Annotated in this window: 19 protein-coding genes and 1 tRNA gene; 9 read left to right on the forward strand and 11 right to left on the reverse strand. The window is 62.4% G+C overall.

The window, feature by feature from the left end:
- Positions 1-123: 123 nt before the first annotated feature.
- The gene (locus ACX3M4_RS11875) at positions 124-1,788 is read right to left on the reverse strand and encodes a thiamine pyrophosphate-binding protein (RefSeq protein WP_459358787.1); all 1,665 of its coding nucleotides are present in this window, start codon (positions 1,786-1,788) and stop codon (positions 124-126) included.
- Between the two features lie 290 nt (positions 1,789-2,078).
- Positions 2,079-2,459: a hypothetical protein gene (locus tag ACX3M4_RS11880; RefSeq protein WP_459358788.1), complete on the reverse strand. Its 381-nt coding sequence runs from the start codon at positions 2,457-2,459 to the stop codon at positions 2,079-2,081.
- A gap of 126 nt (positions 2,460-2,585) precedes the next feature.
- Here ACX3M4_RS11880 and ACX3M4_RS11885 point away from each other — a divergent pair, with 126 nt between their 5' ends.
- A complete protein-coding gene (locus tag ACX3M4_RS11885; protein ID WP_459358789.1) occupies positions 2,586-4,133 on the forward strand; it encodes a bifunctional aminoglycoside phosphotransferase/ATP-binding protein in 1,548 nt (515 codons plus the stop codon).
- A gap of 287 nt (positions 4,134-4,420) precedes the next feature.
- Here the strand turns inward: ACX3M4_RS11885 and ACX3M4_RS11890 are convergent, their stop codons facing one another.
- The 3 genes from ACX3M4_RS11890 to ACX3M4_RS11900 form a co-directional block, all read right to left on the reverse strand.
- The gene (locus ACX3M4_RS11890; protein ID WP_459358790.1) at positions 4,421-4,741 is read right to left on the reverse strand and encodes an AzlD family protein; all 321 of its coding nucleotides are present in this window, start codon (positions 4,739-4,741) and stop codon (positions 4,421-4,423) included.
- On the reverse strand, positions 4,734-5,435 hold the full coding sequence (locus tag ACX3M4_RS11895) for an AzlC family ABC transporter permease (protein WP_459358791.1): 702 nt from the start codon (positions 5,433-5,435) through the stop codon (positions 4,734-4,736). The genes ACX3M4_RS11890 and ACX3M4_RS11895 overlap by 8 nt, the downstream gene beginning before the upstream one ends.
- Before the next feature lie 134 nt (positions 5,436-5,569).
- Positions 5,570-6,397, reverse strand: coding sequence for a sulfite exporter TauE/SafE family protein (locus tag ACX3M4_RS11900; RefSeq protein WP_459358792.1), 828 nt, complete (start codon positions 6,395-6,397; stop codon positions 5,570-5,572).
- A 188-nt stretch (positions 6,398-6,585) separates the two neighbouring features.
- Here ACX3M4_RS11900 and ACX3M4_RS11905 point away from each other — a divergent pair, with 188 nt between their 5' ends.
- Both ACX3M4_RS11905 and ACX3M4_RS11910 read left to right on the forward strand, forming a co-directional pair.
- Complete coding sequence (locus tag ACX3M4_RS11905) at positions 6,586-7,152, forward strand: DUF3291 domain-containing protein (protein WP_459358793.1); 567 nt, start codon at positions 6,586-6,588, stop codon at positions 7,150-7,152.
- A 127-nt stretch (positions 7,153-7,279) separates the two neighbouring features.
- Positions 7,280-7,984, forward strand: coding sequence for a pirin family protein (locus tag ACX3M4_RS11910; protein WP_459358794.1), 705 nt, complete (start codon positions 7,280-7,282; stop codon positions 7,982-7,984).
- Positions 7,985-8,072: 88 nt separating this feature from the next.
- Here ACX3M4_RS11910 and ACX3M4_RS11915 read toward each other — a convergent pair whose 3' ends face one another.
- Positions 8,073-9,020, reverse strand: a complete 948-nt coding sequence (locus ACX3M4_RS11915; RefSeq protein WP_459358795.1) for an IS110 family RNA-guided transposase — start codon at positions 9,018-9,020, stop codon at positions 8,073-8,075.
- Positions 9,021-9,314: 294 nt separating this feature from the next.
- Here ACX3M4_RS11915 and ACX3M4_RS11920 point away from each other — a divergent pair, with 294 nt between their 5' ends.
- On the forward strand, positions 9,315-9,620 hold the full coding sequence (locus ACX3M4_RS11920; RefSeq protein WP_459358796.1) for a GNAT family N-acetyltransferase: 306 nt from the start codon (positions 9,315-9,317) through the stop codon (positions 9,618-9,620).
- A 49-nt stretch (positions 9,621-9,669) separates the two neighbouring features.
- Here ACX3M4_RS11920 and ACX3M4_RS11925 read toward each other — a convergent pair whose 3' ends face one another.
- On the reverse strand, positions 9,670-10,158 hold the full coding sequence (locus ACX3M4_RS11925; protein WP_459358797.1) for a hypothetical protein: 489 nt from the start codon (positions 10,156-10,158) through the stop codon (positions 9,670-9,672).
- 268 nt (positions 10,159-10,426) lie between these two features.
- Between ACX3M4_RS11925 and ACX3M4_RS11930 the strand changes: the two genes are divergently transcribed.
- Entirely contained in the window at positions 10,427-10,621 is a 195-nt protein-coding gene (locus ACX3M4_RS11930) for a hypothetical protein (RefSeq protein ID WP_459358798.1), read from the forward strand.
- A 102-nt stretch (positions 10,622-10,723) separates the two neighbouring features.
- Here the strand turns inward: ACX3M4_RS11930 and ACX3M4_RS11935 are convergent.
- The 3 genes from ACX3M4_RS11935 to ACX3M4_RS11945 form a co-directional block, all read right to left on the reverse strand.
- Positions 10,724-10,800 (reverse strand) — tRNA-His (locus ACX3M4_RS11935).
- A 214-nt stretch (positions 10,801-11,014) separates the two neighbouring features.
- A complete protein-coding gene (locus ACX3M4_RS11940; RefSeq protein WP_459358799.1) occupies positions 11,015-11,533 on the reverse strand; it encodes a phasin in 519 nt (172 codons plus the stop codon).
- A gap of 377 nt (positions 11,534-11,910) precedes the next feature.
- Entirely contained in the window at positions 11,911-12,318 is a 408-nt protein-coding gene (locus ACX3M4_RS11945) for a phasin (protein ID WP_459358800.1), read from the reverse strand.
- A gap of 261 nt (positions 12,319-12,579) precedes the next feature.
- Between ACX3M4_RS11945 and ACX3M4_RS11950 the strand changes: the two genes are divergently transcribed.
- From ACX3M4_RS11950 to ftsH, 4 genes are all read left to right on the forward strand, one after another.
- Positions 12,580-17,469, forward strand: a complete 4,890-nt coding sequence (locus ACX3M4_RS11950) for a PAS domain-containing sensor histidine kinase (RefSeq protein ID WP_459358801.1) — start codon at positions 12,580-12,582, stop codon at positions 17,467-17,469.
- A gap of 376 nt (positions 17,470-17,845) precedes the next feature.
- Positions 17,846-18,889 carry a Fe(3+) ABC transporter substrate-binding protein gene (locus ACX3M4_RS11955; protein WP_459358802.1) on the forward strand — a complete coding sequence of 348 codons (1,044 nt, stop codon included), beginning with the start codon at positions 17,846-17,848 and terminating at the stop codon, positions 18,887-18,889.
- A 110-nt stretch (positions 18,890-18,999) separates the two neighbouring features.
- Positions 19,000-20,688 (forward strand): ABC transporter permease, encoded by a 1,689-nt coding sequence (locus ACX3M4_RS11960; protein ID WP_459358803.1) that lies wholly within the window; start codon positions 19,000-19,002, stop codon positions 20,686-20,688.
- Between the two features lie 101 nt (positions 20,689-20,789).
- Positions 20,790-22,616: an ATP-dependent zinc metalloprotease FtsH gene (gene ftsH, locus ACX3M4_RS11965; protein ID WP_459358804.1), complete on the forward strand. Its 1,827-nt coding sequence runs from the start codon at positions 20,790-20,792 to the stop codon at positions 22,614-22,616.
- A gap of 35 nt (positions 22,617-22,651) precedes the next feature.
- Here the strand turns inward: ftsH and ACX3M4_RS11970 are convergent, their stop codons facing one another.
- Positions 22,652-24,850, reverse strand: coding sequence for a putative bifunctional diguanylate cyclase/phosphodiesterase (locus ACX3M4_RS11970; protein WP_459358805.1), 2,199 nt, complete (start codon positions 24,848-24,850; stop codon positions 22,652-22,654).
- Between the last annotated feature and the right edge of the window lie 134 nt (positions 24,851-24,984).

Raw genomic sequence — 24,984 nt, forward strand, 5'->3', positions numbered from 1 at the left:
CCGGGACCGGAGAGCCCGGCCGCTATCCGTAACACACGAGAACCATGAGGCTCCCCGGTCCCGGATCTTCGCTTCGCTGCGTCCGGGATGACGACAGAGAGGACATCGCCCAAGTTTAGGCGCTTACCTCTTCTCCGCCGCCGCCCGGATCTGGCTGAGGCTCGCTGCCGGAGTGATCGCTTCCGGATCGAGCTTCAGATGCAGCAGGGCCGGCGTGCCGGCGGCGCGGGCACGCTCGAAGGCCGGGCCGAATTCGTCCGTCGTCGAAACCGTCTCGCCATGGGCGCCGTAACTGCGGGCGAGCGCTGCGAAATCCGGATTGACCAGCTTGGTCGCGGAGGGGCGGCCCGGATAGGTTTTTTCCTGGTGCATGCGGATGGTGCCGTACATGCCGTTGTCGATCGCCAGCACGACTATGTTGGCGCCGTCCTGGCAGGCGGTGCCGAATTCCTGCATGGTCATCTGCAGGCAACCGTCACCGGCGAAACAAACCACTTCGCGTTCCGGAAAGGCGAGCTTGGCGGCAACTGCCGCCGGAAGGCCGTAGCCCATGGAACCGGAGGTCGGGGCTGCCTGAGTGCCATAGCGGCGGAAGCGGTGGAAGCGGTGCAGCCAGGTGGCGTAGTTGCCGGCGCCGTTGGTGCAGACCGCGTCCTCGGGAAGGTTGGCTTCCAGCCAGTCCATGACACCGGACATCTGCAAGGCTCCGGGCACCTGCGGCCGGGCACCGGACCAGTCGAGATAGTCCTGATGCGCTTTCGCAGCTTCACCCGCGCCTTTCAGCTCGGTTGGCGGCTGCAGGCCTTCGGCGGCCTTGCAGAAGGCGGTCGGGCTGGCATGGATGGCGAGTGCCGGGCGGTAGACGCGGCCGAGTTCTTCCGCGTCCGGATGAACGTGGACGAGCTGCTGCGACGGTGTCGGAATATCGAGCAACGAATAGGACTGGCTCGGCATTTCGGAAAGGCGTCCGCCAACCAGCAGGATCAGGTCGGAGGCCTTGACCCGCGCCAATAGCTTCGGGTTGATGCCGATGCCGACGTCGCCGGCATAATTGGCATGAAGATTGTCGAACAGCATCTGGCGGCGGAAGGAACAGGCGACAGGCAGGTCGAAGCGTTCGGCAAAGCGCGTAAAGGCGGCAACCGCCTCCTCCGACCAGCGGCTGCCGCCGAGGATTGCGATCGGGCGCTCGGCCGCCCAGAGGCGCTTCTGCAGGTCGGCCATCTGGGTCAGGCCGGGGTGGGTTTCAACCTGCGTCCAGGCCGGCGGTTGCTGCGCGCCGGCCAGTTCCACCAGCATGTCTTCCGGCAGGGCCAGCACCACCGGGCCAGGACGCCCGGATGTTGCCACGTGGTAAGCGCGCGAGATGAATTCCGGCACCCGCTCGGCATGGTCGATTTCGGCAACCCATTTGGCGATGCCGCCGAACATCTGGCGGTAGTCGATTTCCTGGAAGGCTTCGCGCTCGCGCATGCCGCGTTCGATCTGGCCGATGAAGAGGATCATCGGCGTGGAATCCTGCGCGGCCACATGAACACCGGCCGAGGCGTTGGTTGCACCGGGTCCGCGGGTGACCATGCAGATGCCCGGCTTGCCGGTGAGCTTGCCCCAGGCATCGGCCATCATCGCCGCGCCGCCTTCCTGGCGGCAGACCGTGACCGGAATGGACGCGTCGTAGAGCGCATCGAGAACCGCGAGATAGCTTTCGCCGGGCACGCAGAAGACGCGCTCCGCCCCGTGGCGCTCCAGCGCCTCCACCAACAATTTGCCGCCGGTCTTCTGGTCCATGGTCGGTTTCCTGATCAGAGAAATTCGTTGATCATTCTATAGCGTATGAAACACCGGCCTGTCAGAGGCGAAAATCAGATTAATTGGCAATAGGGTCATTCCAAATTGGAAGGACTTGAACCGTGCGCCGAGGGTGGCGCCTATCCTTCGAGACGCCCGGCATTGCCGGGCACCTCAGGATGAGGGAGAGCGAGAACGCGACTCGAGTAAGCGCTAAAATGGAAAAGGGGCGCCGGTTTCCCGGCACCCCGTCTCCCCAGCTCCGCCCTGCCGATTGGCAGGAAGTCTTTTCAGAGCGATTGCACCGTCACCACCTGGAACGTATGCATGTCGCCGTCCTCGTCCTTGATGGAGACATATTCGCCCGGGTTGAACGCATGCGCGCCGAAGCGGTAGCCTGCCTCGTCGTCATCGTCACCGTCGATATCGTAGTGGAAGGCCCAGGAACCGCCCGGCCTGTGGACCAGGTGTCCGACTTCCTCTTCCTCGGTGCCCCAGAAGCGGCGGACGCGGCATTGGTCGCGCTTCTTTTTCCAGAGCGCGGCATCGATATGACCCGTCTCGTCCAGCGGCGCGGTGAACTCGTAGCCATGGCGCGCCGAGCCCTGCGGGTACTCCTTCGTCCTGGCCAGGTTCAGCCTGATCTTCTTCAAAGCCGGATAGTCGCTCATGGGGCCCTCCTTTACTGACAATCCGATTTATTTGTGCCACATCGCTGTCACCTCACATTGAGAAGGATCAAACCGGCATCCCGGTGCGTTAGGCATGGTGTCAGGATAACAGCAAAGGGACCGAAAATGGATCAGGCCCAATCCCAGTCCGAAGCACTCGCGTTCTTGAAGGGCCTTGCGTCCGACGATCCGGAGCGGCTGGACGTCGAGCGCATCGACACGCACGCCAATGTCGTTTTCCTTGCAGGAACAAGAGCCTACAAGGTCAAACGCGCTGTCCGCTTCCCGTTTCTGGACTATTCGACGCTTGCCTTGCGCGAGGAAGCCTGCAAGGCGGAAATCACCTGCAACCTGCCGAATGCACCGCAGATTTACCGCCGGGCCGTGCCGGTGACACGGGAGGCCGGCGGCGAGCTTGCCCTGGGTGGCGGCGGCGATCCGGTCGAGTGGGTGGTGGAGATGAACCGATTCGAGCGTCGCAACGAGCTCGACGAAATGGCGGAAAAAGGCGCGTTCCCGGAACCGCTGACCAACAGGCTCGCCGACATGATGCTGGCCGCCCATGCGGCCGCTCCCTTACGCGAGGGCGCAGGGTTCCATTCGGAACTCGCCGACTACGTGGAGCAGAACGATGCTGCCTTCCGCGAACACCCGGATCTCTTTCCCGCTGAGGACGTGCGCCATCTGACCGAAGCCTCCCGGGCCGCGCTTTCGTCCATCCACGAACTGATAATCAGGCGCGGAGAGCAGGGGCTTGTGCGGCGCTGCCATGGCGATGCGCATTTGCGCAACATCGTTCTGATTGACGAGGAACCGGTGCTCTTCGACGCCGTCGAGTTTTCCGACGCGATCGCCACGGGCGATGTGCTCTATGACCTCGCCTTCCTGCTGATGGACCTATGGGAACGCGCCCAGCCGCGCGCCGCCAACCGGGTGTTCAACCGTTATCTCAACTGGAGCCGGCTCGACACCCATCCCGAAGGCCTCGCCGCCCTGCCCTTCTACCTGATGATGCGTGCGGCGATCCGCTCCAAGATCGCGGCAAGTTCCGCGCTGAACCAGAGCGATCCGGACCGGAAGAGGCAACAGCAGGATCAGGCCATGGCCTATTTCCGCTATGCGATCGCCTTTCTGGCCCCCTCGAAACCGCAACTTGTCGCCATCGGCGGCCTGTCGGGAACGGGAAAGACCACCCTTGGCAACGATCTGGCGGCCGATATCGGCAGGGCGCCGGGCGCCCGGATCCTGCGCACGGATGTGATGCGCAAGCGCCTGCTGGGCCTCGCCGAAACCGAGACCGCGCCGCCGGAAGCCTATACGCTTCAAGCAGCGCAGCAGGTCTATCATGCCCTGGATGAAACCATCCAGAACGTGCTCGCCTCCGGACATTCCGCGATTTTCGACGCGGTCTTTGCCGCCGAAGAGGAACGCGCCAGCGCCGCAGCGATTGCGGCCCGCGTGGAAGCCGGCTTCACCGGCCTGTGGCTGACGGCACCGGCCAAGATCCTCAGAGCCCGTGTCGCGGCCCGCGAAGGCGACGCCTCGGATGCAACGCCCAAAGTTGTCGACACACAGCTCGGCTACGATCTCGGCAAGATGAGCTGGGCGGAGATTGACGCCAGCGACACTCCGGAACGCACCGAAGCCCACGCGCGCAAGGTTCTGGGGATTTAGGTCCGGTCCTTCCTGATTGGTGAAGACCGGCCAGCTGCACTGGCGTCACCCCGGGCGACCAAAGGGAGACCCGGGGCCTGCTCATTTCCAGAGCAGTCGATTGTTTTCAAGCAACTGCCCTGCTTCGGCAATTGGTTCAGCGAGTGGGCCCCGGGTCTGCGCTTCGCTTGCCCGGGGTGACACTGATATTTGCGATCAGTCCCCTGCCACACTTGGTAGCCTTGCCCTTAGTGCATGATGATTGCTTCGCTCATGAGAGCAGGAAGCTCTATCCGGTTTCCCGGCCCCTATAGCCCCGCCGCCCGGAAGGCGGCGGCGGCTGCTGCAGCGGCGAAGACGGCAATGTATTCCTTGCGGACCAGAACCTGAACGGCCGTCGCGACGACGAGGCACAGCATCACCGCCGGGCCGCCCTTCAGCACGATCGGCAGGATCGTGGAGACGATGATTGCTCCGGGCAGCGCCTCCAGGCCGCGCCGCACCCTCGGCGTGATCGGCATTCTGCCCATGACCCAATAGCCGCCGGCACGAAGCGCATAGGTGACCGCCGCCATGCCGAGAATGGCCAGAACCAGCAGCGGATCGGCAGAGAGGATCCCGTCAGTCATCGAGATAGGCCCCCGCAAATGCACCGGCAATCGCGCCGGTAAAGATGCTCCAGTAGCCGCCGAAGAGATACCAGGTCAGGGCGGCGACCCCACCTGCGACAAGCCAGCTGACGGTCTGGCGCCGGCCTTTCCAGAGCGGCACCAGAAGCGCGGCGAAGAAGGCCGGCAGAACGACGTCCAGCCCGAACACCTTCGGATCGGAGACAAGGCTTCCGGCGAAATAGCCCGGGATCACCGCCAGCGACCAGGTCGCCCAGGTGAAGAGGCCGCTGCCGAGATAGATGCCCCAGTCGCGCGTGCCCTTGTTGTATTCCGACAGTGCCAGCAACCAGTTGAGGTCGGTCAGCAGGAAGAGCGCCGGATAGGTCTGGGAAGCCGGAACCTGGCCGAGCCATGGCCGCAGGCTCGCCCCGATCAGCAGCATGCGCATGTTGACGGCGGCCGTCACCCCGATCATCGCGACGACAATCCCGAGGGTCAGCGGATCACCATAGACCTCCATGGCGACGAACTGGCTGGCGCCGGCAAAGACCAGCGAATTCATCAGGACCGTTTCCAGAAAGCTCAGGCCTTTCTGGGCGGCGACCGTGCCGAAGACCAGGCCAAGCGCGATGATGCCCGGGGAAACCGGAATGCACATCGTAGCGCCCCGCGCGCAGCCCTGAAGGCTGAGGGTCACATTCTTGTTCAACATGTCTGTCCAAGGGTTTCGAAAATAGGCGGGCGAACCGCGCGAGAAGTGTCAGTATCGGGAATTAATCCCCGAAGGACCAATGAAACCTTTTGATTTATCCATCACCGATCCTGCTACGGACAGGAAACGTCCGATCAGACCAGAACGTCGTAGATCATGCGCAGGCCGGTGAAACCTAGGAACAGGGCAAAGACCAGTCTGAGCCTGGAGGGGTCGATGGCATGGGCGATCTTTGCCCCGAGCGGCGCTGCCAAGGTGGAGGCCGGGATGATCAGGAAGAAGCCGACCAGATTGACATAGCCGAGCGAGAACGGCGGGCGGCCCGCCTCGCCCCAGCCGAACCAGATCGACATCAGCGTGCCAGGTACCGCAATGATGAGGCCGATGGCTGCAGCAGTCCCGACCGCCTTGCGGATCGGGTAGTTGAAGAGGGTCAGCGTCGGCACGCCAAGGGTTCCCCCGCCAATGCCCATCATCACCGAGATGCCGCCGATGAGGAAACCGAGCGCTTCCTTGATAGGCGTGCCCGGCAGGCTGTCGGCAAGATGCGAACCGTCCTTGCGGAACATCATGTTGGCGGAGACGGCGAGCGCCACGAAGCCGAAGACCAGCGTCAGTGCGCCGCCGGAGATGTTGCCGGCCAGCGTCGCGCCTGCGATGACACCGAGCGCTATCGCCCACCACCAGCGTTTCAGCAGGTCCATGTCGACGCTGCCGCGATTGTAATGCGCCCGTGCCGAGGCGGTCCCGGTTGCCAGGATCGTCGCGAGCGACGTGCCGACGGCCACATGCATCAGAACGGCGGGATCGATCTTCAGGGCCGTGAACATGTAATAGAGCACCGGCACGATGACGATGCCACCGCCAACGCCAAGAAGTCCCGCGATGATGCCCGCCACAAGTCCTGTGGCCAGGAGGGCGACGGCCAGAAGGCCGAGGGAGAAAAGGCTGAGGTCTTCCACGCGTCGCTCCTTGATCCCGGCGGTCGCTGCAATCAGCTGCCGCCACACGCTCCCTTGCGCTTAGACCAGCAGACGAAAATTTTCCAGCCGCTTGCGATGACAATCTGTTTTGCGTTGCCGGCGAAGCCTTGATGTCACGCGCATTTGCGGCCAGTCTGCCAGCATTGACCGTTCGGCAGGGAGGGGACATGCAGGGTCACTGGCTCGCGATATACGCGTTCGGACAATTCCGCACACGGGCGGATCATCCCGCAGTTGAGCCGTTTCATACCGCAGAGCCCGCTGTCTGGGCCGCGATGCAACGGGCGGAGGGCTTTATCGCCCGGTCGGGCTATGAGGACGAGCCCGGACCCGAGAGCTGGGGCGAACAGGTGTTTCCCAAATACTTTCGCGACAACGGCGATGGCTGGGCCCCCTCCATCATCTCGCTTTGGCAGGATCTGGAATCGGCCCTTGCCGCCGTCTACCGCGGGCCTCATGCCGAGATCCTGCGCAAGGGACCGGACTTCATGCAGGAGACGTCCGACTATCCGGCGTATGTCCTGTGGTGGGTCCCGGCGGACCACCAGCCGGACTGGCTGGAAGCCGTCGAGCGTTTCGAGCATCTCGGCGACAATGGCCCCGCGCCGCAGGCCTTCACCTTCAAGACCGCCTTCGACCCGGCCGGAAAGCCCGTCACCGCCGACGGCGGTCAGGCACGGCAGATCGCCGAGCGCAACCAGCTGCGAGCCGAACCGCCGCGGGCGGTTCAATAAGCTATTGTTCAAAAATCCATGACTAATTGTCCAATCTTGCCGGAATTGTAAAACCGCACTTCGAGGCCGATCTTAGACCCAACAGCGCACGGCATGGCCGTGCCACAGATTGGGAAAGGATTGCATCATGAACCAGTTACTCCGTCCGTCCGACGCCCGCGGCAATGCCGATTTCGGCTGGCTGAAGAGCAAGCACACGTTTTCCTTCGGCTCCTATTTCGACCCGAACCATATCGGCTTCGGAGCTCTTAGGGTGATCAATGAAGACCGGGTCGCGCCGAGCGCCGGGTTTCCGACGCACCCGCACCAGAACATGGAGATCATCTCCTACGTCGTCTCCGGCGGCCTGGAGCACAAGGATTCCCTCGGCACCGGCTCGGTCATCCGTCCGGGCGACTTGCAGCGCATGAGCGCCGGCACCGGCGTTCGCCACAGCGAGTACAATCATTCGGACACCGATCCGGTGCATTTCCTGCAGATCTGGATCGTGCCGGAAGAAGACGGGCTTGCGCCGAGCTACGAGCAGAAGGCGTTTCCGGAAAGTGAGCGGCAGAACGCCCTGCGCCTGATCGGCTCGGGTGATGGCCGCGACGGCTCGGTGGTGATCCACCGGGACGTCGATCTCTACGCCTCGCTGCTATCCGCCGACCGCAGCCTTGCCTTCGACATCCGCCCGGGCCGCAAGGTCTGGCTGCAACTCATAAAGGGCAAGGTCAGTGTGAATGGCCAGCCGCTTGCCGCAGGCGACGGTCTCGGCCTTCTGGATGCCGGAGCAATCGCGCTTGCCGCCGCTGAAGACGCAGAGTTCCTGCTTTTCGATCTGACTGCGTAGCTTACGGAGAACGGCCACACCCGGGCCGTTCTTCTTTTATCACCTCATCCTGAGGAGGGCCGACAGGTCCGTCTCGAAGCAACCATGTTTATGAGATTGATTTTTGGCTCCAGTCCTTACCGTCTCGGACCATAGCGTTGAGGATGGTGATGAGTTTACGGACGCAGGCGATGATTGCCTTTTTCTTGCTGGCGCCACCTTTGGTGAGGCGCTGGTAGAAGGTTTTGATGATCGGGTTGAAGCGGACTGCGGACAGGCTTGCCATGAAGAGAGCCCGCCGCACGCTGGCACGGCCGCCTGCAATCCTGCTTTGACCGCGCATGGTACCGCTTTGCCGGATGAAGGGGGCAACGCCGACGAGGGCGGCAATGGCACGGCGCGAGACCTGGCCCAGTTCGGGCATGAAAGCCAGGAGCGAGACAGCCGCGCCCGGCCCGATGCCGGGAACGCCCTGCAGTTGCTCGTAGCGCCGGAGCAGGTCAGCCTTTTCGCGAATGCAGCTCCGGATCATGCGGTCCAGATCAGCGATTGCGGCTTTGTTTGCTTGTTGCAGCCTGTGAAGCAACTGCAGCAGAGCGGGATCGTCATTGAGGCCGATCTGATTGGAAAGGCGGGTCCTTTCGGCCACCAGCGTCTCTCTCACGGTGGCGTATTGCGCCAGTTTGGCTTCCGCCTCGTCGGGCTGGGGAGCTGCCGGCGGATCGAACACCTGCGCGAAACGGGCCAGAACGGCCGCGTCCTGCGGATCGGTCTTGGCCAGAATGCCCGCAGCCTTGGCAAAGTCCCGGACACGGCGCGGGTTGACCACGCAAACGTGCAGCCCGCACCTCTGAAGCTCCCGGGCTGCTTTGCGCTCGTAGCCGCCGGTCGCTTCCATCACCACGCGTTCGACTGCAAAGGGCGACAACAACGCGACAAGCTCTGCCCATCCGGCAGGGTCGTTGCCAAAGCGCTCTCGCGTATCTCCCGGGAGCACATGCACATCCAGCGTCGCTTTCGATACATCAATGCCAACAAAGTAAACTGTCTCGTCCATCTGTCCCTGCCTTATCTACGCACTCTTGTGCGAGCAACCATTCGGGATAAGTTGGAAAGCGGACCGGGAGCCTTGCTTCGAACGGACTGCGAGGTGCCGAGGATGGTACGGTCTCCGGCCCGCTTGGGAGAGCCCTCAAAGGCTCTCCCAAGTCAACTTCTACCAAAGTCCGAACAGATAAGGATGGGCTGCATATTCCAGAACAAGCGGCCCATCCTTCGAGACAGCGCTTTGCGCTTCCTCAGGATGAGGTTGCAAGTGAATGAACGCGTAGACACAATTCAGGACCCTACCATGACCGACGCTATTTCTCCCCGCATCACCCTTGAACAGGACGGCAGCAAAGGCCGCTATGTGGCGGTCGTCGACGGCATCGTCGAACCCGCCGAACTGACCTTTTCCGTCGTCAACGACCACCTCATCATCGCCGACCACACAGGCGTGCCGGACACCATGCGCGGGCTTGGCGTCGGCAAGGTGTTGGTGGAACGGTTGGTGGAAGACGCCCGCAGGAATGAGGTCAAGATCGTCCCGCTCTGTCCTTTTGTGAACGCGCAACGGCAACGGCATCCGGAATGGGCCGACGTGTTTCAGGCCTGAACCTGCCGGACACCTGACGGCTGCAGGCCACTCGGCCCGGGACGGTCGCTCAGTTCGACGGCCCGTCTTCTTCCGCAAGCGGTCCGCAGCCTCTCAGTGCATAGAGCGCGCCCGTCAGCATGTCGCCCGCCTGCTCGAAGGCGGCGGCGGTGACTTCCGGTCCGGCTTCGCTGAGTCCTGAAGCGGCAAGCTTGAGATCGGCAAGGTTCCGGTTCAGCTCCTTGATCTGCTGCGCCATTTCCCAATGATCCTGCAGGTCCGGATTGGCGAGCTGCTTCGACAGGGTCTCGATCCGCCCGTCCAGGCCGTCGAGCCGGGACTTGAACTCCTCCGGCGAGACCTTGAGCCGCGTCAGCGCGGCTTCCGTCACGGTGCCGGCGATGCGCGCGCCGGCCGTATCAACCCGGTTCAGCACGATCAGCGCCAGGACGCAGGCGGCAATGACCAGGAGCGCCGTTGCGTTGACCAGCGCCAGCAGCAACTGGCCGGGCAGCCGCCGGAGGCGCCCGCCAAGACCGGGGGCATCATAATAGGACATCGCACGCTCCTTCGGGATTACCGGCGAATTCGCCGGATCGTCAGCATCTATTCAAGCGTGAGTCCGGGGAACGCACAATGAGCCCGTCCGCCGGAAACCAGCGGGATGGTTGATTTTCTTGGGAGAAGGAATGCGCCGTCAGGATTGTGCGCGAGCTGCGAAATCGCGCGTAGCCGCCTGACCCGACACACTTTTCACGCGAGTGGAAACCGGCACTTAACGGTTGGCGATATAGGACGGCACCCAGCAAACCATCGGCGGATATCCAATGAATTTCAGGCGACTGTTCCTCTTCATGGCGCTCATCTGGATCGCAGCAACCCTATCGAAATTCGCAAACCAGAATTACGAAGCCATCAAGACAGACTACAGTCTGGCTGCGCCGATCCTGCTGTTGTTGACAGGACTTGCGCTGCTCGTCACTGGTGTTCTGACGCTGTTCAGATCTTTCCGGAAATCCTGACCGCGCCGCGCGCAGTCGCAACAGGGCTGCCGGTGCCGCAACATATTTGCGGACATCACAATCGGTCGATCAATGATCGGGGACGGAATCAGTTTTGGGGAATGGTACAGACGAGTGGATTCGAACCACCGACCTTCGGAGCCACAATCCGACGCTCTAACCAACTGAGCTACGTCTGCATAACGGCATGAAGCGGTGCGGACCGAGGTGATCCGGAGCGCTGTTTGCAAGGGCGTCTTCTAACCCCGTTTTTTCCAACCGGCAAGCGGGAATTTTGGAAAATTCCGACCTGTTGAAAAGCAAATGCCCCGGGCAGAAGGTGTGGCCGCAGCAGTCGATGCGCGGCCGGGCCGGCCTCGCTTCTTCAGGAACGCGGGGCGCCGGTGGCTTGCTTTAGTTGACCTTCAGGTCCTTGAAGGACTTTTCGAAGGCTTCCTTGACCGGAGCGGAAACATCGGTGCCGAGCTTGGTGGCCAGTTCCTGCATTTCCTTGCTCTGAGCGCTCAGGGCGTCGAACTGGGAACGTGCGAACGTGGACTGCAGCTCGATGGCTTCGGCCAGGCTCTTCGCGGACATGATGTCCTTGATGAAGGTGAAAGTTGCGTCGGCATTTGCCTTGGCAGCGTCAACAGCCTTGTGGTTGAAAGCAACAACGCCCTGTCGGGAAGTTTCAAACGTGTCTTCCATCAGGTCGGTCGCGTCTTCGGCAGCGTTCTTGACCTTGGCATAGGCTTCACGAGCGTTCTCGATGCCCTTTTCCGTGGCTTCACGGAACACGGCCGGGACTTCCATATTCGGCATGGCAAAAGCCTCGAAGTCAGGGAAAGTAACGCCAGCGGTGGCCGACTTGGCTTTGGTGGCGCGTGCTTTCGGTGCCGGCTTTGCCGGTGCAGTGGTGGTGGTGTCAGTCATGATCTCATCTCCTTGAGTCCGGATGCGATCATTGGTGCAATTTGTTTCCGCCAGCCGTTGCCGGCGGACCTTGTCGTCATCCGCATTCCCTACATAATGCGGATCGTGCTGCATTGCAACATTTTTTTGCACTGCACAACAAACTTACCGTCGGGGAAATATCGGGTTTGCCGCTATCGCCTTGCAAATAAGGCAAGTTGCCGGTTCCAGCAAAATCGCAACCCTGAGCTAAAAATCGCGCGGGAAGCCACGAAAAGGCACCCGAACAGGAATACAACCAAAACATGCGAAATTCAACGCCGCACTGCATATAAATGCGCAGGGCCCTGCCCTGCGCGACTGGTAATGACCTTGAAAGAGGCCCGGACCGGAACGGCTTATTTCTTCTGTGCGGCCGCCATGGCGTCCTGCGCGGCCTTGGCCGCATCCTGCCCCATCTTGGTGGCCGTGTTGGAGAATTCGCGTGCCTGCTCGCCGAGCGCTTCCATCTGCTTGCGCAGATAGTCCTGCTGTAGCTTCATCATGTCCTCGACATTGTTCGCCTTGACGAGTTCCTGGGCAAACTTGAAAGCCGCGTCGACATGTTCCTCGGCATAACCGAGCGCCTTCTTGTTGACGTCGGCCGCGCCGGCCTGGACCTTGTTGGCGTTGTCTTCAGCGTCGGAGACCGCCTTATGGGTCGCGCCCATGAAGTCGTCAAAGGCCTTGCGCGCCTGGTCGACGCTCTTCTCGGCGAAGTCGCGCATCTGGTCGGGAATTTCAAAACCGGTCTTGTTCGTGCTCATGTCGGCGCTCCTTAAGGTCGGCGGAAAGGTCAGGCTGGTCTCCTGAATTCCTTCCATGCCAAAAATTCGTAACACGCAGATGGCAATCCGGCAAACTTGTCCGCCGGGATTAACCACGCCTTCATGTAACCCCTTTAGCAACCTTGCTTTACGTGGACTGTGCTGGTGATAGCTTGTATTAACGGAGTGTTTACCACTTCTGGCAAATCCGGCAGCCGCACGTCCGTCAACCGGTGGTGCAGACCAGTTTGGAGCAGAGCCATGGACGAACAGACCCAATCATTCCTGGAGCTGACGGCCAAGAATGATCTGGTTCAGCTTGCAGCTGACAAAAGAGCCGCCTGGCTCTGGTCGGCCGATGGCGCGCGTGTCCTTTGGGCAAACGCCGCCGGTGCGTCCTTTTTCTCTGCACGCACCGTTTCGGACCTGAAGACCCTTGCCGCGCTCGAGCGCTCGCCCGCACGCCCGCATATCGCCCGCATCGCCGAGACCGGCGCCAGCGACCGCTTCAGCATCGACCGGCTGCGGTTCTACCGCGGGCTGCGCGTCATGCTGCTCACCTGCCAGTGCAAGCGGCTGGTGTTGGACAATGGCGAGGCCGCGGCGCTGATCGTCTGCGGCGACAAGGGGCTGGCGCTCACCAGAGAACCGGTCGCTGCCTTTGCCCAGATGATTGCCTCCGAGGGTGTCACGGCTTTCCTGACGGTGGGTGGCAAGGTCGCAGAGCGGATCGGTCCGCTTGACGGTACACCCGAGGATCTCGACCTTCCCGAAGGCCAGAACGCTGTCTTCGGTCCGCTGGAACTCGGCGGCGGCTTTCACGAAGGCGTTGTGCTGAATCTGCCGGAGCACCGAAAACTCGTCCTTCTGGAAAACGCGCCGCTTGCCGAAGGCGACACGGATCTGGACGAGACCGGGACCGAGGCCGAAGAGGTGGAAGAAACATCTGCGGCCGGCACGGGTCTGCTCGCGGCCGGCCTTGCTGCCGGCGCGGCAATTGCCGGATCGGACCAAGACGCAAAGGACGTCCTTGACGCTACGGAAGATCTCGCTGTTCCCGCCGGTCTGTCCGGAGACCTGCGCGCGGAGGAAGACGCCGGCTGGGTCCGTGCGGACGATGAAGACGATGAGGACCGCGTCGAGGATGCCGGCGCCGACAAGGACACAAGCGTCGAGGACGAAGCGCCGGAAGGCGTCAGTGCCGAAGCGGCTGCAGACGGGACTGACGAAACCGCCTCCGTGGCAGATCTGATTGCCGGCGACGGCGCCGAGAGTGCGGCTGAACCAGCTACGCCGGTCCAGGCAGAGGCGAGCGACGACGGCCGCCAAGAAGAAGTGCAGCCGGAAGAAATCTTGGTCGAAGACGAACAGGCCGAAGACGCACAGTTCGCAGGTTCTGGCGAAGCGGAAGAAGGCAGCGCGCCGGACGAAAGTGCGGACGAGACCGACAGCCAGGCATCAGTCGGGTCTACTTCGGAAGCATCCTCCGACGAAGATGACGCTGCTGCGACCGGCCTCACGGCCGAAGAAGAGCCCGGCGAGGATATCAGCGAGATTGCGAGCGGAGCTACGGGCGAAGCAGCGGTCACTGAGGGTTTCACATTCCAGCCGCGCCGCCGGCCGGTGCGTTTTGCCTGGAAGATGGATATCGACCAGCGCTTCACGTTCCTGTCCGACGAATTTGCCGATGTGCTCGGCCCCATTGCGACCGACATTGTCGGCCTTACCTGGGAAGAGGTTTCCGACCGGTTCGATCTCGACCCGCGTGGGCAGATCGCCCGGGCGCTCGACCGGCGCGACACCTGGAGCGGCAAGACGGTCAACTGGCCTGTCAGCGGTGCGGCCTTGCGCGTGCCGGTGGATATGGCAGCCCTGCCCGCCTTCGACCGCCATCGCAAGTTCGAAGGCTATCGCGGCTTCGGCGTCTGCCGGACCGCGGACGCCGTGCCGGCCCCCGATGGCCTGATGCTGAGCCCGGCGCTCGCCGCCTTCGACCGGGGCACGGCGCAGATCCCGGCGGAAGACGAGACAGTCGCGGAAACCGCCGCACCTGAAGAGACCGTCCCGGAGCAAACCGCGCCGGAGGAGACCGACGCGGTCAGCGATGCGGACGCGTCCATCCACGACGATGTCCCGGACAAGGACGGTTGCTCCGCCGAGGAAGACGGCACTGCCCAGGAGCAAGCGCCTGCAGAACCCGAGCCTGGGAAGGCACCGGCCGCCGAAGCATCCGTGAACGATCTGAAGCCGGCCAAACCGGATTCCTTTGCCGGCAAAACATTCCTCGGCGCGAGTGCCGCGGCGTTGGTGGGCTCGCTAGCGAAGTTTACCGGCAAGTCGGCCCCGAAAGCGCCCGAAAAGCCTGCAGAACGCCACGTAGAGCAGCAGAAGCCGGATCCGGCTGCACCCGAAAAAGCGGCAGAAACGGCGGAAACCGAGCCGGAAACCGTTGCCGAGAAGGACATGGAGGGCCTGCCGGGCGCTGCGCTGGACGACAAGCTGCTGGCGCTGGAATCCGGAAAGGCCGGCGCGCCGAAACCGGAAGAGGCGACTGCGGACGCCGAGGACGCCGACGCTGACGCCGAGATGACGACCGACTTCGCCGAAGCACAAGACGAGGACCTGCTCGAGACCGAAGCCGAAGACACCGTCAGCGCCGAGGAGGCAACCGCTCCGGACATTCGTGACGATGCCGGTACGGATACGGACGAAGAGACTGATGCAGTTGAGGCGGCGGTATCGGAAGAATTGGACGACGACAACGCGGACACTGTGCTGAGCGACGACGCCGCATCAGAAGAAGAGCCGGACGCCGAAGAAGACGCGTTGTCGGACGAAGAGACCGCCGCCGAAGCAGAAGAAGAGCCGGAAGCTTCCCTGGAGGCTGCGGCTGAACCTGTTCGCGATCCGGAACCGACCGGCATTGCCGGCCCGGCCGCGCTGAAACCTGCCGAGATCGAGAGCGCCGTCAAATCGCTGGCGAAAGCCTACAAGCAGAACGAGAAGAAATCCCGCGACCTCTTCGATGAAACCGTGGACGCAGCGGATGGTGACGACGCAGCGGATGCGATTGCCGAAGAGCTGCTTGAAGAAGCCGAGGCCGCGGACACGCTCCTGTCGCTGCCGGAAGAAGCCGATGGCGACGAGGCGGAGGATGACAATCTCGGCGAGGCGGTGACAGAGACCGAAGATGACGAGGATCTGTTCGAACCGGTTCCCGCGTTCGAAGATGCCCACTTCGACCTGGTCGAGGAAGAAGACCGCGAGATCGAGGCGACCGCCGAAGATCTTGAGAAAGTGGACGAGCCGGAAGACGCGGGTGATGTCAGCGACGAAGAACGCGACTTCTTTGAAGAAACCGCGGCCTTCGAGAGCAAGGACAAGGCGGCCGAGACCGATGTAGAGGAAACGCCGCAACCCAAGAAAACCGGGGAAGTCATTCCGCTGGCCACGGTGAAACCGCGGCTGGTGCCGGTCGACACCTCCGGTCTTTCCCGCCCGGAACGGCAGGCCTTCCGCAAGATTGCCGAAGCGCTCGGTGCGCGGCTGGAAGGCGACCTGGACGATTTCGACGCCCCGGACCCCGAAAAGGCACCGGAAGAGGAACAGCTGCCCGAAGTTCCGGAAGCCGGCCCCATCGACCCGAGCCTGCTCGACCGCCTGCCCATCGGCATCGCCATCGCCCATGACCGCGACGTGCTTTATGCCAACAAGGCTCTGCTCAGGATGCTCGGCTACAAGTCCGTCGCCGCCCTTGCTGCGGCCGGTGGCCTCGAAGCGCTCTTCATCGACGACACCGAAGAGCTGCCGGATGCCGAGGGCATGGACGGCGAAGTCGACGAGACCATGAAGCTGCGCCTTGCGGATGGCGGCGTTCTCAATGTCGATGCGCATATGCATTCCGTACCGTGGAACGGCAATCGCGGGCTGATGATCTCCATCACCGAGCGCAAGGCGAAACCCGTGCCGCCAAGCGCTGCGCCCGCGTCGCCGAATTTCTTCGCCGAGGTGCGCGCGGAACTGGACAGTGCGCGCAACCAGATCGCCGAGATGGACACGATCCTGGAAACGGCGACAGACGGGGTGCTGGTGCTTGATCTGCACGGCACGATCATCAAGGTGAACGGCTCCGCCGAAGCGCTCTTCAGCGCCAACCGGTCGGACATGATCGGCGCGCCCTTCACGGAATTCCTGGCCCCCGAAAGCCACCGGGCGGCTGCAGACTATCTTGACGGCCTGACCCGCAACGGCGTCGCCTCGATCCTGAACGACGGCCGCGAAGTGCTGGGCAAGGTGCCGGCCGGCGGGCTGATTCCGCTTTTCATGACCATCGGGCGCATCAGCGGCAACAAGGAAGACGCCAAATACTGTGCGGTGCTGCGCGACATCACCCAGTGGAAGACGGCGGAAGAGGAACTCACCCAGGCCAAGCGCCAGGCGGAGAACGCCAGTTCGCAGAAGTCGGACTTCCTTGCCAAGATCAGCCACGAGATCCGGACGCCGCTCAATGCCATCATCGGCTTTTCCGAAGTCATGATGGAAGAACGCTTCGGCCCGATCGGCAACGACCGCTACAAGGACTACCTGAAGGACATCCGCACCTCCGGCTCGCATATCATGAGCCTGATCAACGACCTGCTGGATCTTTCCAAGATCGAGGCGGGCAAGCTGGACCTCAAGTTCTCCGCCGTCTCGACCAACGACGTCATCAGTGAATGCGTGGCACTGATGCAGCCGCAGGCGAACCGGGAACGGGTGATCATCCGCGCCAGCCTGCCGGAGAGCGTGCCGAACGTGGTCGCCGATCCGCGCTCGCTGCGCCAGATCGTGCTGAACCTCCTTTCCAACGCCATCAAGTACAACAAGTCCGGCGGCCAGGTGATCCTGTCGACGGCGCTGGAAAGCAATGGTGAGGTCGCCCTGCGGGTGCGCGACACCGGTACGGGCATGACCGCCAAGCAGCTGGCCGCTGCGCTGGAACCCTTCCGGCAGCTGCACACCGCCAGCCGTGGTGGCGGCACGGGCCTCGGCCTGCCGCTCACCAAGGCACTGGTGGAGGCCAACCGGGCGAGCTTCCATATTGACTCCACCCCCGATCAGGGGACCCTGGTGGAGATCACCTTCCCGACGCAGCGGGTTCTGTCGGAATAGCGGTTCCAATCAGACGCCGGCACCCACCTCGAAGCGGCTTTTGGCCGGTTGAACGCGTCAAGCGGCAACCGGGTCCGTGCCGTTTTCCCGGTACGCGGGCCGGGTGCGCGCTTTTGCCCCTGCCGGTAACGGTTTCGTGATCAGCTCTGTTCGGACCTGTGCTCGCGTATGGCCGCAGAAAGTAGACTTTTAAACTCCTGTTTTTTCATCGATTTTCCGGAAAATAGTGGAATGTGAACCTCCAGTTAGTTTGGAATCATTCTAAACTATTGATTTTGTTTGCTTTATTGACTTCCCGCGATGTCAACGACATATTCCCGGCCAGCTTCGGGAAGCGATTTTCCGACAAAACCAAACGAACTTCGGGAGTGTTCAAATGCGTTCAACATTGCGTGCCCTGACCGGTGCACTGGCCCTGACGACAGCAGCCCTCACCGCTGCGCCGGCACTGGCTGACGGTGAAGTGAACATCTATTCCTACCGCCAGCCGGAACTGATTCAGCCTCTGCTGGACGCTTTCACCGCCGAAACTGGCGTCAAGACCAATGTCGTGTTTGCGTCTGAAGGTCTGGGTGAACGCATTGCGGCGGAAGGCGCAAACTCTCCTGCCGACGTTCTGCTGACTGTTGATATCGGCCGCTTGGACGGTGCCAAGCAGCTCGGCATTTCGCAGCCGGTCGTCTCCGATGTGGTCAACGGGAACGTCCCGGCCGAATTCCGCGATCCGGAAGGTCACTGGACCGGCCTCACCAACCGCGCCCGCATCATCTATGCCTCCAAGGACCGGGTCGAGCAGGACAGCATCACCTATGAGGAACTGGCCGATCCGAAATGGAAGGGCCGTATCTGCACCCGCTCCGGCCAGCATGTCTATACCGTCGGCCTCGTAGCTTCGATGGTTGCCCATCACGGCGCGGAACAGACCGAAGAGTGGCTTGCAGGCGTTCGCGACAACCTGGCCCGCAAGCCGGCCGGTAACGACCGCGCCCAGGTTCAGGCGATCTTTGCCGGCGAGTGCGATATCGCTCTCGGCAACACCTATTACATGGGCCTGATGGAAACCAACGACAAAGAGCCCGAGCAGAAGGAATGGGCGAGCAGCGTGCGCATCCTGTTCCCGAACATGGACGACCGCGGCAGCCATGTGAACATTGCCGGTGTGGTTCTGACCAAGAATGCTCCGAACAAGGACAACGCTGTCAAACTGATCGAGTTCCTGTCCTCCGACAACGCCCAGAAGATCTATGCCGAAACCAACCACGAATATCCGGTGAAGCCGGGCGTGGACGTTTCCGAGCGCGTTCAGAGCTGGGGTGAAATCAAGAAGGACAGCCTGCCGCTTTCCGACATCGCCGAAAACCGCAAGACCGCCAGCGAGCTGGTCGACAAGGTCGGCTTCGACGACGGCCCGGCCTCCTGAGGCTTTACCGTTTCCGAAGTGAAAAGCGCCGCGTCCCGCGGCGTTTTTTGCATTTTCCGGCATTTGCCTATAGAGCTTCCTGCGAACCATTCTCAACGAATTGACCGGCCTTGCTGCGCACGCCCACCCTCACCTTCGCTGACCGTTTCTGGCAGGCCGCGGCGCTTGTGATCGCCGCATTGGTGCTGTTGCCGTTGGTGGCGATCCTGTGGATCGCGCTGACGCCATCAGGTGAGGTTTGGGGGCACCTGTTGACAACGGTCCTTCCGGGATCGTTGCGGACGACGCTGTTGCTCATGCTTGGCGTCGGCCTCACGACCGGCGTAACGGGGGTGGCGACGGCGTGGCTGGTCACGATGTGCAATTTTCCGGGACGCCGGATTCTCGACTGGGCGCTGCTCGTTCCGCTGGCCGTCCCGACCTATATCGTCGCCTTTTCCTATGTCGAGGTCCTGGACTATACCGGCCCGGTGCAGAGCCTGATCCGGGCGATCTTCGGCTTCAAGACTTCACGCGACTACTGGTTTCCCGAGATCCGCTCGCTCGGCGGCGCGATCTTCGTCATGGGGGCGGTGCTTTACCCCTATGTCTACCTGACGACGCGAGCGAGCTTCCTGATCCAGTCCGCGGTGACGCTCGACGTCTCGCGCACGCTTGGTGCGTCGCCCTACGGCCTCTTCTTCCGCGTGGCACTGCCACTCGCCCGGCCGGCGATCGTTATCGGCATCTCGCTGGCACTGATGGAATGTCTCAACGACATCGGCGCGGTCACCTTCTTCGGCGTGAAGACGCTAACCTTTTCCGTCTACGACACCTGGCTGCACCGCTCCAGCCTGTCGGGCGCGGCGCAACTGGCCATTGCGATGCTCATGATGGTGTTCGCGCTGCTGTGGCTGGAACGCTTCGAACGCCGCAAACAGCGGTTCGACGCAGGCGGTGGTTCCAAGCACAGGCCGCCAACCCGCTTCGACCTGAACCGGTGGCAGATTGCCTTGGCGCTAGTCCTGTGTCTGGCACCGATCTTCGCGGGGTTTGTTGTCCCCAGCCTTCTGTTGGCGGACCTTGCGAGCCGCCGGCTCGACGACCTGTTCTCGCCGGGCTTTCTCGATGCCATCTGGAACAGCTTCAGCCTGGCAGCAGTTGCGGCGCTCCTGACCGTCGTCGTTTCCGTGGCGCTTGCCTATGCCTTGCGGCTGAATGTCCGCAGCCCCTTGAAAGGCGCTGTCCGTCTGGCCTCGATCGGCTATGCGATCCCCGGCACAGTCCTGGCCATCGGCATCCTGATCCCCCTCGCCCGCTTTGACAATTTCCTCGACGCCCGCATGGAGTACTGGTTCGGACTGAACACCGGTCTGCTTCTGCTGGGCAGCGGCACGGGGCTCGTCTATGCCTATATCGTCCGCTTTCTGGCCGTCTCCTATGGCCAGGTTGAAGGCGGGTTTGGACGGATCACGCCGCATCTCGACATGGCCGCGCGCACGCTTGGACGCAATTCCAGCCAGGCTCTGACGCAGATCCATCTGCCCATCCTCAAACCCGTGCTGCTCTCGGCCGCGCTGCTCAGTTTTGTCGACTGCATGAAGGAGCTTCCGGCAACCATCCTGCTACGGCCGTTCGGGTTCGAGACACTCGCCACCACCGTTTACGAGGCCGCTTCGCGCGAAGCCTTCGGCGATGCCGCTCTGCCCTCGCTTGCCATCGTCCTCGTCGGGCTGATCCCGGTGATCTACCTTGCCCGTTCCAGCGCCTCCACCTTCCGCACCAGGCTCTCCAAGCGCCAGTCGGAAGGTGCTGCCTGAGCCTCTGATCCCTTGCCATTGCCGGTGCTGCTGAGCTTGACAGGTCAGCCGCGACCCCGCCCAATGGCAGAATTCTTCAGAGTGTTGTCGGGAAGCGTTCAATGGAAAAGAAACACCAGATCAATCTTTGGTACGCCTTCATTGCCATGATGCTGGTGCTGTCGTTCCAGAGCTGGTGGACAACCTACCGGACAGTCGAACAGATCCCCTACAGCCAGTTCGAGCAGTATCTGAAGGACGGCAAGATCGAAGAGATCGCCGTCAAGGACAACACCATCGAGGGCAAGTTCAAGGAAGCGCTCAAGGACGGCAAGCAATATTTCATCACCACCCGTGTCGACATTCCGCTGGCCGACGAACTCAGCAAATACGATGTGAAGTTCACCGGCGTGGTCCAGAGCACCTTCATCAGGGACCTCTTGTCCTGGGTGCTGCCGGTGCTGCTGCTCTTTGGCCTCTGGATGTTCTTCATCCGCCGTTTCGCGGAGAAACAGGGTCTTGGCGGCATGATGACCGTCGGCAAATCCAAGGCGAAGGTGTTTGTCGAAAAGGATGTGAAGGTCAGCTTTCAGAATGTCGCCGGTGTGGACGAGGCCAAGCGAGAGCTGAAGGAAATCGTCGATTTCCTCAAGGACCCGTCCGCCTATGGCCGTCTCGGTGCGCATGTCCCCAAGGGGATTCTTCTGGTCGGACCTCCGGGCACCGGCAAGACGCTGCTGGCACGCGCCGTTGCCGGTGAGGCCGGGGTGCCGTTTTTCTCGATCTCCGGTTCGGAGTTTGTCGAGATGTTCGTCGGTGTCGGTGCTGCCCGCGTGCGTGACCTCTTCGAGCAGGCACGCAAGGCCGCGCCCGCGATCATCTTCATTGACGAACTCGACGCGCTCGGCCGCGCCCGTGCCAGCGGGCCGATGGGTACGAATGACGAGAAGGAACAGACCCTCAACCAGCTGCTGACCGAGCTTGACGGTTTCGACCCCTCCAGCGGCATCATCCTGCTGGCGGCAACCAACAGGCCGGAAATCCTGGACCCCGCCCTCCTGCGCGCCGGCCGGTTCGACCGCCAGGTGCTGGTCGACCGGCCGGACAAGCTCGGCCGCCGGGCGATCCTCGATGTCCATGTGAAGAAGATCACGCTGGCACCCGGTACCGATCTCGACCAGATTGCCCAGCTCACCGCGGGCTTCTCGGGCGCGGATCTTGCGACGCTGGTCAACGAAGCGGCCCTGCTGGCCACCCGCCGGAACGCGGACGCGGTAACCTTGCAGGACTTCAACGAGGCGGTGGAACGGGTGATCGCGGGGCTGGAGAAACGCAGCCGCATCCTTTCGGACAAGGAACGCCGGACCGTCGCTTTCCACGAAATGGGCCATGCCCTGGTGGCCGCCAATCTGGAAGGCTGCGATCCGGTGCACAAGATCTCGATCATCCCGCGCGGCATCGGCGCCCTTGGGTACACCATGCAACGGCCGACCGAGGACCGGTTCCTGCTCTCGGCAAAAGATCTGGAAAACCGGATGGCGGTGCTGATGGGCGGCCGGGCGGCGGAGGAAATCGTCTTCAAGGAAATCTCCACCGGCGCGTCCGACGACCTGCAGAAAGTGACGGAGGTCGCCCGGGACATGGTCATGCGGTACGGCATGGACCCTGACCTGGGCAATCGTGCCTATGCCACCCAGCGGCAGAACTTCCTCGGCCAGCCGGCGGGCGATACTGCCGAGGTCTCGGAAGCCACCCGGCGCGAGATTGATCTTGCCATCAAGCAGCGGGTCGAAGCGGCTTTCCAGCGCGCCAAGGCGCTGTTGAACGAGCACCGCAAGGAACTTGATGAAGGGGCCGCGCTGCTGCTTTCCAAGGAAACGCTGACAGACGACGACTTCCCGGCAATCCGTCCGCTCAAGGAACGCCGCGAAAGCGCCGCAGCAGAGTAGCGGACCCAGGCGGGACCAGGCAGGATCAGGCGGGATCAGGCGGCGTTCGTCGCGCCGCCCTGGTCTTCCGGCCTTGTTGCCTGCGGCCCGGAAGAAGCGGTTGCCAGAAAACCCTTGGCCCAGGCGTCGAAGTGATCCGCAGGCATCGGCCGGGCGAACAGGAAACCCTGAGCCGTGGTGCAGCCGTTTTCGGTCAGGAAGATCTGCTGCTCCTCCGTCTCGACGCCTTCGGCGACGACCTCGTAATCAAGGCTCTTTGCCATGGCCAGGATCGTCTGGACGATCAAACGGCTGTGCTGATCGCCGGCAAGGCCGGAGATGAAGCTTCGGTCGATCTTGAAGGTGTTGAACGGCAGGCGCTGCAGATGCGCCAGGCTGGAATAGCCGGTGCCGAAATCGTCGATGGCAAAAGTGATGCCGGCCGCCAGCAAGGGCTTGGCCGTCTCCGACACCCGTTCAGGATCCCCCATGGCGACGGTCTCGGTTACCTCCAGCTGCAGCAACTCGGCCGGGAAACCGGTGACCTGGAGGATTTCAAGCACCCGCGCGGTGAACCCGGGCTTTTCCAGTTGGCGGATGGAAACGTTGACTGCCAGGGGCAAGCGCCAGCCCTGATCGAACCAGATGCGTCCCTGCCGGCAGGCAAGGTCCAGCACCTGGTCGCCCAACCGGGTGATCAGGTCGCTTTCCTCGGCAACGTCTATGAAGCAGCCCGGCGACAGCAGGCCGCGTTCGGGATGGTTCCAGCGTGCCAGCACTTCCGCGCCGACCACCTTCATCGACCGGCAGTCGATCTTCGGCTGGAAGACGATCTTGATCTCGTCCCGCAGCAGTGCCCGCTTCAGCTCCGCTTCCAGTCGGATACGTTCGTGGGAATGGGAATCGCGCTCGATCTCGTCATAGAAGCACGCCCGGTTGCCGCCGGTGCGTTTGGCCGCATACATGGCGATGTCGGCGTTCTTCAGGATCGCCGTATAGTCTTCGCCGTCTTCGGGATAGGTGGAGACGCCAATGCTTGCGCCGACCGTCATCGTCAGGCCGTTGATCTCCAGCGGCTGTTCGATGCATTGCACCAGCTGGTCTGCCAGCGCGTAAATTCCGGCCATGGGCGTTTCTGCCGGCAGCACGATCGCAAATTCGTCGCCGCCAAGGCGTGCCACCATCGGCGCGAAAGTCCCCGAACCGCCTGGTGACTTGCCCCCTGGAGTATTGCCGCCTCCAGCCTCTCCGGTCCGGTCCAGGAGACGCTGCAGGCGGGCTCCGACTTCCTTCAACAGTGCATCGCCATGATCGTGGCCGTAGCTGTCGTTGACCCGCTTGAAGCGGTCCAGATCGATGAAGAGAACGGACATGCGGTTCGCCGTGCCGTCACCGCCAAGCATGTTGGAGCTGAAATGCTGGCGAAAACACTCCCGGTTCGGCAGGCGCGTCACCGGGTCGACAAAGGCAAGCTCGTGAATGCGGGCCATGTTGTTGCGGATGGTGGCGACCATGTCGCGGTAGGCGCGCGCCAGAACGCCGATCTCGTCGGAGCGCTCGACCGGAAACGGCGCATCGAAATTGCCGGCGCTGACGGTGTGGGCCGTCTGCGTAAGCGCCTTGATAGGCCGGACGAAATTCTCGGCGAAATGAAAGGTGACCGGAATGCAGAAGATCAGCAGCACCAGTGTGATGACGATGTTGCGGCCCCAGATGGCAAAGAGCATGCCGTTGGCGGGAAGCCGCTTCACGGCAACGAAGGCAACGCCGAGCACACTGCCGCTTTCCATGTCGCGGACCGGCAGTGCAATTTCGACGAGATCGCGCGTCTGCCTGATCTGGTCGTCGCCGGTGCCGAGCGCCAGCTTGATCAGGGGGCGCAGCTCGGTCTCGTCGAAATAACTCGTTTGCGGATCGCTGTCGATAGTGACCGCACGCGCCGGATCGTGCACTTCCGCCATTTCGACCACGCCGCTGGAAGCGATGCTTTCCAGCTCCTGCTCCAGGATCAGGTAGTGGTGATTGGTCAGATGCGGCACTGCCAGGCGGCTGACAGTTGCGCCGATGGCGCGGGCATCGGAGACGACGCGCTGTTCCTCGTCCCGAAGGTCGAGATAGCTTGCCACCATGATCATGACCACCGACAGGACCAGAAACAGGCCGGCGACCAGCAGCACGAACCGTGCGCGCAGGCTCGGCAGCCAGCTTGGCAGGACCTCGATCAGTTTTGTGATGGCCTTCGGTGTTCCCGGCACGCGGCACCCCCTGCGATTACGGGCGCACCATAGGAGAGAAGTCTTGAAGGCCGATTGACCGCACCGTGCGCCAGGCCCTTCCCGCCGTAAACCCAAAGCCCATTCTTAGCCGGTGAAAAGATGTCTCAGCGTAT

It is taken from the genome of Roseibium sp. M-1, assembly GCF_054515675.1.